The sequence below is a fragment of the Streptomyces similanensis genome (assembly GCF_039543625.1).
GTDB lineage: Bacteria > Actinomycetota > Actinomycetes > Streptomycetales > Streptomycetaceae > Streptomyces > Streptomyces similanensis.
On record NZ_BAABKC010000037.1, the window covers coordinates 218,169 to 233,244 of the forward strand.

At 73.8% G+C, this 15,076-nt stretch carries 12 protein-coding genes; 6 read left to right on the forward strand and 6 right to left on the reverse strand.

Annotated elements, in window-relative coordinates; all coding sequences use genetic code 11:
- Nucleotides 1-15: 15 nt before the first annotated feature.
- Nucleotides 16-807, reverse strand: coding sequence for a hypothetical protein (locus ABEB07_RS12360; RefSeq protein WP_345668362.1), 792 nt, complete (start codon nt 805-807; stop codon nt 16-18).
- A gap of 215 nt (nt 808-1,022) precedes the next feature.
- Here ABEB07_RS12360 and ABEB07_RS12365 point away from each other — a divergent pair, with 215 nt between their 5' ends.
- Both ABEB07_RS12365 and ABEB07_RS12370 read left to right on the forward strand, forming a co-directional pair.
- Nucleotides 1,023-2,534, forward strand: coding sequence for an FAD-dependent monooxygenase (locus ABEB07_RS12365; protein WP_345668363.1), 1,512 nt, complete (start codon nt 1,023-1,025; stop codon nt 2,532-2,534).
- 82 nt (nt 2,535-2,616) lie between these two features.
- Nucleotides 2,617-3,279, forward strand: a complete 663-nt coding sequence (locus ABEB07_RS12370; protein WP_345668364.1) for a GDSL-type esterase/lipase family protein — start codon at nt 2,617-2,619, stop codon at nt 3,277-3,279.
- 73 nt (nt 3,280-3,352) lie between these two features.
- On the opposite strand, the gene ABEB07_RS12375 is transcribed toward ABEB07_RS12370, so the two are convergent.
- The 3 genes from ABEB07_RS12375 to ABEB07_RS12385 all read right to left on the reverse strand — a co-directional run bounded on the left by ABEB07_RS12375 (nt 3,353) and on the right by ABEB07_RS12385 (nt 7,113).
- The gene (locus ABEB07_RS12375) at nt 3,353-4,960 is read right to left on the reverse strand and encodes a succinic semialdehyde dehydrogenase (protein WP_345668365.1); all 1,608 of its coding nucleotides are present in this window, start codon (nt 4,958-4,960) and stop codon (nt 3,353-3,355) included.
- A 12-nt stretch (nt 4,961-4,972) separates the two neighbouring features.
- Entirely contained in the window at nt 4,973-5,890 is a 918-nt protein-coding gene (locus ABEB07_RS12380; RefSeq protein ID WP_345668366.1) for an acetoacetate decarboxylase family protein, read from the reverse strand.
- A 104-nt stretch (nt 5,891-5,994) separates the two neighbouring features.
- Nucleotides 5,995-7,113, reverse strand: a complete 1,119-nt coding sequence (locus tag ABEB07_RS12385) for an FAD-dependent oxidoreductase (protein ID WP_345668367.1) — start codon at nt 7,111-7,113, stop codon at nt 5,995-5,997.
- 48 nt (nt 7,114-7,161) lie between these two features.
- On the opposite strand from ABEB07_RS12385, the gene ABEB07_RS12390 reads away from it, so the two are divergent.
- Nucleotides 7,162-7,854, forward strand: coding sequence for a TetR/AcrR family transcriptional regulator (locus ABEB07_RS12390; protein WP_176151800.1), 693 nt, complete (start codon nt 7,162-7,164; stop codon nt 7,852-7,854).
- Between the two features lie 3 nt (nt 7,855-7,857).
- On the opposite strand, the gene ABEB07_RS12395 is transcribed toward ABEB07_RS12390, so the two are convergent.
- The gene (locus ABEB07_RS12395; RefSeq protein WP_345668416.1) at nt 7,858-9,087 is read right to left on the reverse strand and encodes a PucR family transcriptional regulator; all 1,230 of its coding nucleotides are present in this window, start codon (nt 9,085-9,087) and stop codon (nt 7,858-7,860) included.
- Nucleotides 9,088-9,246: 159 nt separating this feature from the next.
- Here ABEB07_RS12395 and ABEB07_RS12400 point away from each other — a divergent pair, with 159 nt between their 5' ends.
- Entirely contained in the window at nt 9,247-10,755 is a 1,509-nt protein-coding gene (locus ABEB07_RS12400; RefSeq protein WP_345668368.1) for a long-chain-fatty-acid--CoA ligase, read from the forward strand.
- Between the two features lie 112 nt (nt 10,756-10,867).
- Here ABEB07_RS12400 and ABEB07_RS12405 read toward each other — a convergent pair whose 3' ends face one another.
- The gene (locus tag ABEB07_RS12405; RefSeq protein ID WP_345668369.1) at nt 10,868-12,271 is read right to left on the reverse strand and encodes a beta-propeller fold lactonase family protein; all 1,404 of its coding nucleotides are present in this window, start codon (nt 12,269-12,271) and stop codon (nt 10,868-10,870) included.
- Nucleotides 12,272-12,542: 271 nt separating this feature from the next.
- Between ABEB07_RS12405 and ABEB07_RS12410 the strand changes: the two genes are divergently transcribed.
- Both ABEB07_RS12410 and ABEB07_RS12415 read left to right on the forward strand, forming a co-directional pair.
- On the forward strand, nt 12,543-13,583 hold the full coding sequence (locus ABEB07_RS12410; RefSeq protein ID WP_345668370.1) for a DUF6215 domain-containing protein: 1,041 nt from the start codon (nt 12,543-12,545) through the stop codon (nt 13,581-13,583).
- Between the two features lie 136 nt (nt 13,584-13,719).
- Nucleotides 13,720-14,829, forward strand: coding sequence for a hypothetical protein (locus ABEB07_RS12415; RefSeq protein ID WP_345668371.1), 1,110 nt, complete (start codon nt 13,720-13,722; stop codon nt 14,827-14,829).
- Nucleotides 14,830-15,076 lie beyond the last annotated feature (247 nt).

A 15,076-nucleotide genomic window follows, 5' to 3' on the forward strand; every position in this document is an offset into this window, starting at 1 on the left:
GGCAGCCGGCTGCGATCAGCGAAGCGTGCCGACGCCCTCCGGCCGGCGGCTGGTACGGCAGGTGAGCTGTGCGTCCAGCTGCGCCGCCGTCCTCGGGCCGCTGTCGGTCCAGTACGTGCCCTCGGGGACGTGCGCGGAGGCGACCTCGGCGACGTCGACGATTCCTCCGGTGCCGCCGTCCGTACCGGCGTACGTCGAGACGACGTCGAGGTGTTCGGGCAGCGTCCCAGGTACCGGTCGCGGGGCCGCTGTCGAGAAGTCGGCGGCCCTCCACAGGGTCACCGTGCCGTGCCGGCCTTCGGCCGTCTTGGGGCCGGTCGCCTTCCACAGCAGCTTCTCGGAGTCGCGGTCGTAGACCTCCACCGTCCGCACCTCCTCGAAAGGGCAGGTGGGGAACTTGACCGAGACGCGCGATCCGTCGACGCGCACGCCGATCGCGAGGACCGTCGCGGGGTCGGACATGCGGTGAACGAAGTACGCCCAGGCGCCGACGACGCCGAGGAACGCGAGCGCGAGGGCGGCCCCCGCCAGCGCGAGGACGCCCCGCCCCGGTCGCCGCCGATACCCGTTCACCGACATCCGTCCTCCGTTCTCGCGGTCCTGAAGCGCGTGGGCCGGTTCGTCGGGCGGGTCGTCGGCCCAGATCGCCTCGATGAGCCCGGTCCGCCCCACCGGGTGCCCGCCGGCGAGGGCCAGCCGTACGAGCAGGGCCCGCAGCCGGGCGCCCGGCACGGCCAGGACGGCGCCGTCACGCGATGCCTGAAAGGCGCCGAGCAGCGTGACCCGAAGCCGCCCGGTCCCCTCCATTCCCCGATCCTCGCACACCGGCGAGCAGGCCCTCCCCACCGAGCCGGACGCGACCGCGCGCTCCGCGAGTCGACCGGGTGCGTCGCGTGTCAGCGGCGTGTGCGCTCCGTGTGAGCGGCCCGCGGCAGTCTCAGCGGGACGCGGAGGCGCCGCGGACAGGCCGCGGACACAGCGCGCGGGAGCCGGCGAGTACCGGCTCCGGAAAGGTGGTTGGGGTGCATGACGTGGTGATCGTGGGGGCCGGCCCGGTCGGGCTGTTCCTCGCCTGCGAACTCGGCCTCGCGGGCTGCTCGGTCCTGGTGCTGGAACGGGAGCCGGCGCCCTCCTCTCCCTGGCGGGCCGAACCGCTCGGCATGCGGGGCCTGTCCGCCGCGTCGGTCGAGGCGTTCCACCGGCGCGGGATGCTGCCCGCGCTCCTCGCGGCGTCGGGCGCCGAGGCCGGCCCCGGACCGGACGCCGACGCGGACGAACCGGCGCCGCCCCGGGCCGTGGGCCACTTCGCGGGCATGGCGCTCGATCCGGCCCAAGTCGACCTCGTCGCACTGCCGTTCCGGCTGCCCGGGCCGACGGGTGAGGGCGTGCTGACCTCTCTCGCGGCCGTCGAGGCGGTGCTGTCCGAGCGGGCCCGCCGGCTCGGCGCGGAGATCAGGCGCGGCGTCACGGTGTCCGCCGTCGGACAGGACGACGAGCGCGTGGTCGCGTGGGCCGGCGCACAGGCGTACCCGGCGCGGTGGCTGGTCGGCTGTGACGGCGGACGCAGCGCGGTGCGTCGCCTCGCGGGCTTCGAATTCACCGGCTCCGCGCCCCTGTTCACCGGCTACGTCATGCTCGCCGACGTCGCCGGTCCCGACCCGCTGACCCCTGGGTTCAACCTGACGCCGACGGGCATGTACCTCAAGCTGCCCGCCGAGGGCCACATCGGCATGATGGACTTCGACGGCGGCGCGTTCGACCGCACGCGGCAGCCGACGCGCGGCCACCTCCAAGCGGTCCTGCGCCGGGTGTCCGGCACCGACGTGACACTGGACGCCGTTCCTTCCGTCTCGACGTTCACCGACCGGGCGATGCAGACCACGGCCTACCGGCTCGGACGCGTCCTGCTCGCGGGCGACGCCGCGCACATCCACTCGCCCCTCGGCGGCCAGGGACTCAACCTCGGCCTCGGCGACGCCATGAACCTGGGGTGGAAGCTCGCGGCGACCGTGCACGAGCACGCGCCGGACGGGCTCCTCGACACCTACACCCGCGAACGGCGCCCCGTCGGCGCCGCGGTGCTCGACTGGTCGCGCGCCCAGGTGGCGGCGATGCGGCCGGACGCGCACGGCCGGGCGCTGCAAGGGGTGCTGCGCGACCTGCTCACGACCCGCGACGGAACGACCCTCGCGTTCGCACGGATCTCGGGGGCGTCGATCCGCTACGACCTCGGCGGCGCACACCCGCTGACCGGGCGCAGCGCCCCGGACCTCCGTCTGAAGGACGGCGTCCGCCTCGGTGAGCTGCTGCGGGACGGACGGGGCCTGGCGCTCGACCTCAGCGCCGACGGCCGCCTGCGCCACACCGCGGCGGTCCGGCAGGACCGGGTGCGGTACGCGGCCGGCCCGGTGACGGACGACCTCGGTCTGGGCGGCGTCCTCGTCCGGCCGGACGGCGTCGTCGCCTGGGCCGGCGACCGCGATGTCGACCCGCGACCGTTCGAGCAGGCCGCCGACCGGTGGTTCGGCCACTAGCGGAAGCGGCGCTTCACGAGGAACGCCCCACCCCTGACGACCCCTTTCTCCCCCCACTCCACCCACACCTCAAGGAGCACACATGACGATCACCCTGCGCCCGGGAAGCACCGTGATGTTCACCGGCGACTCGATCACCGACAGCCGCCGGTCGGCGAGTGAGGACGGCCTCGGGTTCGGCTACCCGCTGCGCATCGCGGGCGAGTGGGGCCTGAGGCACCCGGACCGGCCCATGACGTGGCGGAACTCCGCGATCGCGGGACACAAGGTGCGGGACCTCGAAGCCCGTTGGCAGGCGGACGTGCTCGACGCGCGTCCGGACGTGGTGTCGGTCCTCGTCGGCATCAACGACGTCGGCTGGCGCTCCTTCGACCCGGACGGCCACGAGATCCCGGTCGAGGAGTACGCGGCGGGCTACGACCGCCTGCTCGCGCCGCTGGCCGCGAGCGGCACCGACCTGATCCTCATCGAGCCGTTCCTCCTGCCCTACAGCACCGCCCTGGAGATCGACAACGAGAACCTCGGCGCCGAGGTCTGGCAGCAGTGGCGCGCCGACCTGGACCCCAAGATCCAGGCCGTACGCGAACTCGCCCACCGCTACGGCGCGCGACTCCTCGCCGCGGACGGCATGTTCGCCGGGCACGCGGCGGCTACCGGCCCGGCGCACTGGGCCGCCGACGGCGTCCACCCGACCCCGGCGGGCCACGCCGCCCTGGCGGCGGCCTGGCTGCGCCTGGTCGCCTGACCCGGCCGTACGGCCTGCCGGAGGCCGCGTGCGGAGCGGGCACGACGGCCGCGGCCCTCCGGCGGGTCGCCGGTCAGCGCAGTCCGGCCGCCTTCATGGCCTTCAGCGCGCCGGTCAGGAGGGCGGCCCAGGTCTCGGGGGAGATCCGGGCCGGCGGATAGAAACCCTGCACGCGCTGGTGGGCGACGGTCTGGGCCTCGGTGTACTTGAGGATTCCGTCCGCGCCGTGGCGGCGGCCGAGTCCGGAGTCGCCCATGCCGCCCATCGGCGCGTCGATGCTGCCCCAGGCGGCGGCGAATGCCTCGTTGACGTTGACGGTGCCGGCGCGCACCCGGGCCGCGACGGCGCGTCCCCGGGCGCCGTCACCCGACCAGACGCTGGCGTTGAGGCCGTACGGCGTGGAGTTGGCCAGCTCGATCGCCTCCTCCACGTCGCGGTAGGGGTAGATCGAGACGACCGGGCCGAAGGTCTCCTCGGCGTACAGCGTCATGTCGGGGGTGACGCCGGTGAGGATGGTCGGCTCGTAGAACAGCGGGCCGAGATCCGGCCGTGCCTTTCCGCCGGCGAGGACGGTCGCGCCCTTGGCGACGGCGTCGTCGACATGGGCGGTGACGGTGTCCAGCTGGGACGGGGTGGTCAGGGAGCCGACGTCGACGCCGTAGTCGAAGGCGGCGCCGATCCGGAGCCGGCCGGTGCGGGCGACGAACGCGGCGACGAACCGGTCCCAGAGGGACTCGGCCACGTACAGGCGCTCGATGGAGACGCAGAGTTGGCCGGCCGAGGGGAAGCAGGCGGCCACGGCGCCGTCGGCGGCCTGGTCGATGTCGGCGTCGTCGAGGACGATCATGGCGTTCTTGCCGCCGAGTTCGAGGGACGCGCCGATCAGGCGCTCGCCGGCGTCGCGTGCGATCCGCCGCCCGCTGGCGGTGGAGCCGGTGAACATCATGAAGTCGGCGTTGTCCATCAGCGCCCCGCCGATGGAGCTGCCCCGGCCGATCACCATCTGCCACACACCGGCCGGCAGACCGGCCTCCCGCATCAGGCCGAGCGCCCACAGCGCGCTGAGCGCGGTCTGGGTGTCGGGTTTCTGGACGACGGCGTTGCCGGCCATGAGGGCGGGGAGGGCGTCGCCGGCGGCCATGCTCAGCGGGTAGTTCCACGGGGAGATGACGGCCACGACGCCCTTGGGATGGCGCAGTTCGGTGGTGTGGGTCAGCAGCGGGATCGCGCCGCGCCGGCGCTTGGGCTCCAGGTACTTGGCGGCGGTGCGCGCGTAGTAGCGGGACGTGATCGCGATGTCGGTCACTTCGAGGAAGGCGTCGCGGCGGGTCTTGCCGTTCTCGGCCTGCATCAGGTCGAGCACCTCGTCCTGGCGGGCGAGGACGAGGTCGTGGAAGCGCAGCAGGATCCTCCTGCGCGCGCTCAACGGCGTGGCGGCCCAGGTCTTCTGGGCGATGCGGGCGCGGGCGAAGGCGTCCTCGACGTCCGTGGGCGCGGAGACCGGCAGGCCGGCCAGCGGGGCGCCGGTGTACGGGGCGTTCGTGGTGACCCGCCCGGCGTCGGGCGCGGCCGACACGTGTGCGGCCAGCCGCTCGATGCGGGCCGGGGTCAGCCAGGCGGGCAGCCCGGCGCGGCGGGGGGCGGTGGTGGGAGAAGGCGCGGTGGCGGGTTCGGCGACCATGGCGGGGCTTCCTTACTTCCGGCGCTTGACCGAGGTGGGGACCGGCATGTGCAGGGCCAGTTGGCCCTCGGTCACGACGTCGAGCTGGACCTGCCTGATCGGCCGGAGCGAGCGCAGGTCTTCGGCCATCCGGCCTTCTCCGACGTGCAGTTCGGCGGCGCGGGGGACGAGCGCGGTGCCGGCCGAGAGCACGTTGGTCTGGCTCAGGGTGGAGTGCCAGGCGCCGTGGACCGTCGTGTACGAGGTGAGGGCGGAGACGCGCTCGCCGCTCGGGTACACGCTCTGGGCCGGGGTGGGCGCCGAGAGGGACAGGTCGGTGCCGCCAGTGTCGTTGGCCACCCGGGCGGTGGTGCGGTGGGCGTCGATGTCGACGTCGAGGCCGGTGACCCACTTGGGGAAGCCGTAGCCGTCGTGGCCGCGCACCTGGGCGATCTCCGTGCTGACCGGCAGGGACAGGACGTAGGTGTCGAGGTGTTCGTTCTTGAGGGCGGCGACGAGGTCGAAGAAGCCGAGTTTCCCGTGCCGGGCCGGTCTGACGGCGATCCCGACGGCGGCCTCGGTGTAGAAGTCGATGTCGCACACGTCGTAGCGGAAGAACATCGCCGAGACGAGACCGAGCCCGGGGGCGACCTCCAGCGGCGCCAGCTCCCGGGGCAGGCGGGCGCGGATCGCGCGGGACGGGGCGAGCATCGTCAGCCGGGCGGTCGAGACGCGGTAGTAGAAGTTGGGTGTGAGGGTGGGGCCGATCGCGGAGTCGACCTTGGTCTTGGGCAGCTCGCGGAAGAAGTCCACGCCGCTGACCCGGGGGTCGCGGGCGACCTCGTCGAGATCGGTCGCCATCCGGTACCGGTCGTACAGGCCCCCCTTGGGGACCGCGACCGAACGGCCGCCGAGGTCGACCTCGACGGTGTCCTTCTGTGTCGTAGCCATGACGTAGTTCCCTCACTCGCTCATGTTTACGATGCACACATGACACTAGTCGGCCATGTGTGCACCGTCAACACTGGGCGGTGCGGTGCGCCCGCGCGGCTGTCTCAGCCGTCGTGCACCTGGTCGAAGAGGGCGAGGGCCGCGGCGGGGTCCGGGCTCACGAGGCGCTCCAGACCGGCCGTCGTGATCGCCGCCCACTTGCCGGCCCGCGCCCACATCTGTTCCTCGAAGGCGCGGACGGCCTCGTCCGGATCCCCCGGCGCGGCGGCGACGGCCTCGGCGAGTTCGGCGCCGTCCAGCATCGCGAGGTTCGCGCCCGCCCCCAGCGGGGGCATCAGATGGGCGGCGTCGCCCAGCAGCGTCACCCCGGGGACGTGGGTCCAGGTGTGGGAGACGGGCAGGGTGTGGAAGGGACGGTGGACGAAGGCGGCGCCGTGGCGCAGGAGGTCGAGGACGGGGGCGGCCCAGCCGTCGAACAGGGTCAGCAGGCTCGCCCGCACGGCCTCCGCGTCGGCCGGGTCCACGTCCGCGTGCCAGTCCAGCGGCGCGCGGAACTTGGCGTACACCTTGACGTGACCGCCGCTGTTGCGCTGGGCGACGACGGAGCGGTTCGCGCCGTACGCGGCCACGGAACCGTCGCCGATCAGCCGGGCGAGGCCGGGGTGGCGGACGTCGACGTCGTCGAGGGAGGTCTCGACCGAGGTGACGCCGGTGTAGTGCGGCGTCACCGGCGAGAGCGCCGGGCGGACCCGGGACCAGGCGCCGTCCGCGCCGACCACGAGATCGAACGCCTCCTGCCGCCCGTCCGCGAAGTGGACCAGGGCGCCGTCCCGGCCGCCCGGCGTCACCCGCGTCACGCCCCGGCCCCACTGGACGTCGAGCGGGCCGAGCAGCAGGTCACGCAGGTGCCTGCGGTCGATCTCGGGATTGGCCAGGTCGTCCGGACGCGGGCGCCAGTCGCGCAGGACGGTGCCGTCCGGGGCCAGCACGCGCATGGCCTGCCCCTCGGGGCGCGACAGTGCCTGGAACCCGGCCAGCAGTCCCGCCCTGTCCAGCGCGCGCTGGCCGAGACCTTCGTGCAGGTCCAGCGTGCCGCCCGGAGGGCGGGCGTCGGGGGAGGGGTCGCGTTCGAGGACGGTGACGGGGTGGCCGTGCCGGTGCAGGACGCGGGCGAAGGTGAGTCCGGCGGGTCCGCTCCCGACCACGGCGATGCGTTGTCTCATGCCGATACACTGTATTCCGCTGACGCATCGCAAGAGAACGGTGTGACCATGAACGTGTGGGACCGGCCGGAGCCGCCGGCTCGCCCCGTGCCGCTCGACCGGGCGCGGATCGTCGCCGCCGCCGTCGCCCTGGCCGACGAGGGCGGCCTGGAAGCGGTGTCGCTGCGCAAGGTCGCCGCCCGGCTGGGCGCGGGCCCGATGCGGCTGTACGGCTACATCGCCACCAAACAGGACCTGTTCGACCTCATGCTGGACGAGGTCCAGGCCGAGATCCTGCCCGAGGAGCGGCCCGGTGACTGGCGGGAGGCGCTGCGCGTCCTCGCCCACCGCACCCGGCAGACCGCTCTGCGCCACACGTGGCTGGCCGACCTGCTCGGCGGCCGCCCGACCCTGGGCCCGAACGGCCTCGCCGTGACCGAGGCCAGACTGGCCGCCCTCGACGGCCTCGCCGACGTCGACACCGTGCTGCGCGCCGTGGAGACGGTGAGCGCCTACTGCACCGGCGCGATCCGACGCGAGATCGCCGACCTGCGGGCCGAGCGCGCCACGGGCCGGTCCGAACGCGACTGGCAGCGCGCCTCCGGCCCGCACGTGACGAGGATGCTGGAGACGGGCCGCTTCCCGGCACTGGCCAGGGTCGTGCACGACGCCGCCCACGTGGACGCCGACACGTCCTTCACGACCGGTCTGGACTGGGTCCTCGACGCCGTGGCCGCCCGGCTCGCCCGGCCGCCGGAGTGAGGCTCAGCCCTCGCCGGAGGCGGGCGAGGCCGCAGTCGGCGCCGACGGACCGTGCGGGCCACCGCTCCCCGCCCCCGAGGGGCGAACCGCCAGGAGCGCCGCCCTGATGTCCGCCGTCGCCCGCGGATCGGAGAGGGACCGTCCCGTCAACTCCTCGACGCGGCGCAGGCGGTAGCGGACGGTGTTGGGATGGACGAAGAGGCTCCGGGCCGCGCCCGCCGCCGAGCCGGCGGCGGCGAACCAGTGCTCCAGGGTCCGCAGGAGGCGGGAGCGCTCCGCGGTGGGAAGGCCGAGGACCGGCCGCAGGACCACCTCCACCAGGTGTGCCGCCTCGGGCGCGGCCGCGGACACCACCATCGCCAGCGGATCGTCGTCGAAACGCACCACCCCGGGACCGGTGCCCTCCAGCACGGACAGCGCCCGACGGGCGAAGCGCAGCGCCTGCGGAGTGTCCCGCAGCGAGGGGAAACACGGACTGAGACCCACCCGCGCGCCGGTCCGGCGCAGAATGCGCAGACACGTGTCTTCCGCCGCCGCGCCGGGCAGGGCGATCAGAGCCACGTGCTGGCCGGCCAACGCCTCCCGGACGAAAGGAAGTCGCGCCTGGAGCAACGCGTCCCGCGCTCCCCGCTCTCCCCGCTCTCCCTCGGGTGGCTCCCCGCCCGCCGCGCCGCCCTCGGCCACCGCGACCGCGTACGGCCCGTGCTCGGGCAGGCCCAGTTCGCGGGCGGCCTCCCACAGCGTGCGGTCGGTGACGACGCCGGTGAACAGCGCCTGTGCGAGCGCGGAACGCCTCGCCCGCACATGTGAGGTCAGCTCCGCGGCCCGCTCCCGGTAGGCCGCCGCCACCGCCTCCGCGTACCGGCCGAACAGGGCCCAGACGCCGGCCGACTCCGACACCAGGAGATCGTCGGAGACCTCCGGACGCTTCCGCGCCTCCAGGAGGATCTCCGTCCACAGCAGTTCCGAGCCGATCCGGTACGCGTGCAACGTGTCCGCCAGCGGCACGCCCTGCTCCGCGCGGACCCGCCCGGTCTCACGGGCCGAGCCGGTGTCCGGGACGCCCCTGCGGCTGAGATGGGTCAGGACGAGGTCCGCGTTGGCGGCACAGGAGCGGCACAGCGAATCCAGCGGGACGAGCGACTCGTCGTCGTAGGGGTCGACGCTCGCGCGGATGCGCAGCGCCATGCGCTCGCCCAGTTCCGCAAGCCTCGACTGGAGAGCCGCGGCCACGTCCGAGAGGTCCATCTCCGCAGCTTAACGCCTGTGAATTGTCGCCGGGAACAAACCGGCGGTGCGACTGTTGTCCCGCCGTCCATAGGGCACGGCGGCGGTGGGCTGCAAGATGTCAGCGATGTAAACATGCGGTATCGCGGGCAACGGAGGCGGGTCATGGCCAATCTGGCAGGGTTCCTCGTGGAGACGGCGGCGCGGCAGCCCGAGCGCCCCGCGCTGCGCCTGGGGGAACACGTCATCACGTATGCGGAGCTGGACGAACGCAGCGCCCGCGCCGCCGCTCTGCTCCGGTCCGACGGTGTACGACCGGGCGACCGCGTGGCGCTGATGCTGCCCAACGTCCCCGAGTTCGTCGTCCTCTACTACGGCGTCCTGCGCGCCGGAGCCGTCGTTGTGCCGATGAACCCGCTCCTGAAGACCAGGGAGGTGGAGTTCCACCTCACCGACTCCGGCGCGGTGCGGCTCTTCGAGTGGCACCAGGCGCCGGGCGAGGGCGCGCAGGGCGCCGCCGCCGCGGGTGTGCGGCACACGGCCGTGGAACCCGCCGCGTTCGCCGCGGCGCTGACCGGGCACGAGCCGCTGCCCGGCGTCGCCGACGGCGGGGACGACGGAAATGACGGGGACGACAAGGACATGGCCGTCCTGCTGTACACCTCCGGCACCACCGGCCGTCCCAAGGGCGCCGTCCTCTCGCACGCGGGACTGCGGCACAACACCGAGGTCAACAGCATCCACGTCCAGCGGATGACACCCGAGGACGTGGTGGTGGGCTGTCTGCCGCTGTTCCACATCTTCGGCCAGATCTGCACCATGAGCGCGGCCGTCCGCAGCGGCGCCTGCCTCGTCCTGATCCCCCGGTTCGAGCCGCAGGCCGTCCTGGACGCCGTCGCCCGCGAGCGGGCCACCGTCTTCGAAGGGGTGCCGACCATGTACGCGGCGCTCCTCCAGCACCCGTCGGACGCGGACGTGTCGACCCTGCGGATGTGCGTCTCCGGCGGCGCCTCGCTGCCGGTGGAGATCCTCCACGGTTTCGAACGGCGCTTCGGCTGCCCGGTGCTGGAAGGCTTCGGCATGTCCGAGACCAGCCCGGTGGTCACGTTCAACCACCCCGACCGGCCGCGCAAGGCCGGGTCCATCGGCACGCCCATCCGGGACGTGGAGGTACGGCTGCTGGACGCCGAGGGGCGGGACGTGGCCGCCGGCGAGATCGGTGAGCTGGCGGTGCGGGGACCCAACGTGATGAAGGGGTACTGGAACCGGCCCGAGGACACACGGGCCGCCATCCCCGACGGCTGGCTCCGCAGCGGCGACCTCGCCCGCGCCGACGAGGACGGCTACCTGTACATCGTCGACCGCAAGAAGGACATGATCATCCGCGGCGGCTACAACGTCTACCCGCGCGAGATCGAGGAAGTGCTGCACGAGCACCCGGCCGTCGGCATGGCCGCGGTGCTGGGTGTGCCGCACGCCGACCTGGGCGAGGAGGTCGCGGCCGCGGTCGTGCTCCGTCCCGACGCGCGGGCCACGCCCGACGAACTGCGGACCTACGTCAAGGACCGGGTGGCGGCCTACAAGTACCCCCGCCACGTGTGGCTCGTGGACAAGCTCCCGACGGGGCCGAGCGGCAAGATCCTCAAGAGGGAGATCACCGTGCCCGCGCGGTGAAACCAAGTACGGCACGCTCGCACGGAACGTGGGCCCACGGCGCCCCCGTCCGCAGGGGCGTCCGCCGCCCCACGGCAGGCGGCCGTGCGGGCGGCGGACGCGGCGGGCCGGGTCAGCGGCACGTGATGACCAGTGAGGTGACCACGGTGCAGGTGCGCGAGGCGGTGTCATTGACGGGGTCGGTGTCGGCGGGGGCGCTCGCGGCGCGCTTCGCGGTGACGGTGTAGGGCAGCCCCAGTGTGAGCGGGCCGACGGGGACGCTGAAGGCGCGCGTGGTGCTCGCGCCGGCCGCCAGTGCTCCGACGGTGCAGGTGACCCGGCCGACGGCGGTGGCGCAGGCGCCGCTGGTGGCGGTCGCCGAGGGCGGAAGATCGGCGGTGACGGTGGCGGACGTCAGGGGCGAGGGGCCGTTGTCGGTGAGGGTGAGGGTGTAGTCGATGCGGCCGTTGAGCAGGCCGGGCACGCCGGTGGCCGTCAGGGTCACGCCCAGGTCGGCCGCGGGCGGGGCGAAGGCGATGCCGGCCGGGTGGCTGCCGACGGTGACGGTGGAGGCGACGGTGCCGGTGGCGGTGGCGATCACCGTCACCGTGTCGCTGTTCGTGTTGGTGACGTACGCCCGGGAGCCGGACGCGTTGAAGGCGACGGCCTCCGGCCCGGAACCGGCCGGGACGGTCGCGCCGCGGGTTCCGGTGGCGGCGCTGATGACCGAGACGGTGTTGCTGCCGTAGTCGGCGACGTACACCAGGGTGCCGTCCGGCGAGAGGGCCACTCCGTGCGGGGCGACGCCGACGGGAACGAGCGCGGTGACCGTGCCGGTGGCGGTGCTGACCACCGCGACCGAGCCGCCGTTGACCAGGGCGACGTAGGCGCGGGCACCGGTCGGGTCGAACGCCACCCCGAAGGCGTGGGCGGGCAGCGCCGTGGAGGAGGTGACGGTGTCGGTCGCGGTGCTGATCACCCACAGGGTGTTGGTGTCGCTGTCGTTGGTGACGTACACCTGGGTGCCGGCCGGATTGACGGCCACGCCGACCGGGCGCACGCCCACGGCGACGGTGGCGGTGACGGTCCGGGTGGCGGTGTCGATCACCGAGACGGTGTTGTCGCCGAGCTTGGTGACGTACAGCCGGCCGCCGTCCGGGGTGACGGCGACGGCGTAAGGGACGGCGCCGACCGGGATGGTGGCGGTGACGGCCCCGATGGCGGTGTCGATCACCGAGACGGTGCCGCCGTCGGTGTCGGTGACGTACGCCTTGGCTCCGTCCGGGCTGACGGCCACCCCGTGGGGTGCGCCGCCCACCGGGACGGTGGACGTGCGGGTGTCGCTGCCGCTGTCGACCACCGAGACGTCGCCCGAGCCGCTGTCGGCGACGTAGACGAGGGGCCCGGGCAGGACCGCGGCGTCGGCGGTGCCCAGGCCGGCCACACCGGCGGCCGTCAGCATCAGGCCCACCACCAGGGCGGCGAGGCGGCGGCGCGCTCTGTCGCGCGGCGGACGGCCGGGTAACGGTAGGAACATCGAGATCTCCCCTTCCCCATGATCCGCGCCGTGCCGGCGGAGACCGGAGGGCCCCGGGAACCGGCGGCGGCGCGGTCATACGGTCCCACCGTCGGTACACGCCTGACCATCCTCAGGGCCATGACGCCCGGTTCCGCCGACCGCCGGGCAGCGCGCTCCATCGGCGCCGGGACGCGGGGACACCGGGCCGTAGTCCTCCGGACCTGCTGACGCTCCCGGAATTGTGGCTTCCACCACGGCGGAAGTGATCTTGTCATGGTGGGATCAGCGGGTGCTGGGTTTCCTTCTCCGTCGTCTGCCGTTCTGGGTCCGCGAGCCTTTGCTCATCGTGCTCGGGTCCGTCCTCGGCGTACGGATCACGTATCTCGCCGTCCACGACCGCGACGGGGTCGCGGCCTGTCTGGGCGCGGTGTTCCTCGTGTTCACCGCGATCCGTGTCCACGCGGTGGTCCGGGCGCTGCGCGCACGCCGGAAGCCGGATCCGGCGGGAGCCACGGACGGGACCGGGGTGTCGCCGGGCGATGCCGCTCCCCTCTCCCAGGCCCAACAGCCCCCGGCCCCGGCCCTGTTGACGTCAGGACCCCGACCGCGCCCGGACACCGCGGAGAAGGAGCCCAACGCCTGGCTCCAGGCCCTCGCGGCCGTGGGCGTGTTCGGGGCGATCGCGGCCGCGATGTGGCTCGGACCACGCGTGCTGCCGTCCGAGTCCGGGGCGAACACCCCGAAGGCCGCCACGTGTTCGAGCGCGGAACACGAGGACCTGCCGAATGCCTACGGCCGAAAGCCCCGGCCCGTGACCGGTGACGAGCTGTGCGAGGCGCTCAACCGCCCCGACCTCGCCCGGCTCCTCGGCACGCCCGAGGAGATCGCCGGCACGGTGTCGGGCAACAGCGGCACCGCGCCCCTCACCGACGGGAGGGTCGCCCAGCCGGAGGCCGAGATCAGATTCGACACGTACACGGTGAACGTCACGGCCACCTACAACAAGCTGTCGACGGCCCAGTACGTGAAGCTGATGAAGTTCGGCACCGAGAAGGACGTCAGGACGCTGTCGGTCCTCGGCCGGCCCGCGATCTTCTCCTCGGACCACACCATGAAGATCGAGTTCGATCTCGGGAGCGGCAGAACCGGCGGACCGGTCGAACAAGGCCCCCTGGCCAGGACGCTGACCGTGGCCCTCGACCGTGCGGACCGGGGCGGATACTACGAGATCACCGTATGGAGCAAGTCCGGAGCCCTCCTGGAGGACGGCCTTCTCCAGAGCATCGCCGAGAAGGTCCTCACGACCCTCCCCGAACAGGCCGCCGGGTAGTACCCGGGCCGTTCGGCCGCACCGCGCGACGAACGCTCCCGCCACGGCCACGCCACACCCCGGACGGTCGGGAAAAGCCGTTGGCCCCGGCGCCGGCCGGGTGCGACGATGCACGGGTTTCCCCCATGGAGGGTCGGTGTACGTCTTCGTCTGTGCCGGGTGCGGCGCCGAGCTGACCGTGCCGTTGTCCCGGGTTCCCCTTCCGGCCCACGCCCACCAGCGGTACGGGAACGGCATCCAGCTGCCGGCGCTCATGGAGCCGGGGACGTTCGCCGTGGAACCCGACCACTGGGGACCGCCGTGGCGGCCGTGGGACGAGGCCGGCCCGGCCGAGGCGGCGGCCCGCGGCATCCACGCGCCCGTCCCCACCCTGTCCGACGGCGCCCGCGGCGCGATCGTGACGGCGCCCGGGGACATCCGCGGCACCCGGCTGATACCCGACCGGTGCGGCGGCGCCTGCTGCGGCCTCGACGGGGGCGACGGCCCCAACCTGAGCTGCGTGGCGTGCGGTCTGGCCGTGGCGAGCAGGATCGACGACTGCTCGCTGTGGCAGGCGGTCTGGCTCGCCCCGGACACCGTGCGCCGCGTCCGCGTCGACGGCGCCGCGCCCCCACCGCTCACCTGGGAGGCACTGGTGGCGGAAGGGAAACGCACGCCCCTGTTCGAGCCGATCGCCACGTGGGGGGCGAGCCTCGGGACGGGCCACTACTGGTCGTGGAGCCCGCGGTGGGAGGCGGCGGCCGGCCAGGCGCTCGCCCACCTGCTGGCGGCCTCCGGCGGCCGGCCGGTCACGGTTGCGGACGGCCTGGTCGCGGACGTGTTCCGACGCACCCTCGACGCCCTGCTGCCCGCGGGAGGGCCACCACGGCACGCCGTCCTGGCCGGCCCGGGACGCCCCGCCCCCGAGGCGGACGCGGACATCCACATCGTGCCCGTCCATCCTCGGACGGGCCGGATCTGGACGCCCCCCGGCCCGGCCGCCGCACCGGCGCGTCCCGTACCGCTGCCGATGGGCGTATGGCTGTCGATGTCCTCTCCCCGGCCAGGCCCGCCTGTTCCCGCGACCGGCGGCGTACCCCGTGATGTCCTGCGCGACGACCCGCTCCCGCCCCGCCCCCGCTCCCTCTTCCGCGTCGACTCGGGGACGTTCCGGCACACCGTGGTCCGGCTGCCGGCCGCGCGTCACCCCTGGCTGCGGGAGATCCTGGAGAACCGCACGCGGTACCGAGCGGCCGGTCTTTTCTAGCCGTCCGGCACGACACCCCTGCGTCGGCCCGCCGCGCCGCCGGCCCACGCGGACGTGACGGACCGGCGCGGTGATCGACCGCCATCTTTCGCGACGTCAACGGACCGCTCGCGTCCGGACGTATCGACTTCACACTCGGCGGCGCCGACGCGACGCCCGATCACGGCACGCCCCTGCCGTGCCTGGCCCCGGCCGGCGAGGACACGGTCTCCTGTCGGGCCAGCACACCGGGTTCGGCGCGCTGTAC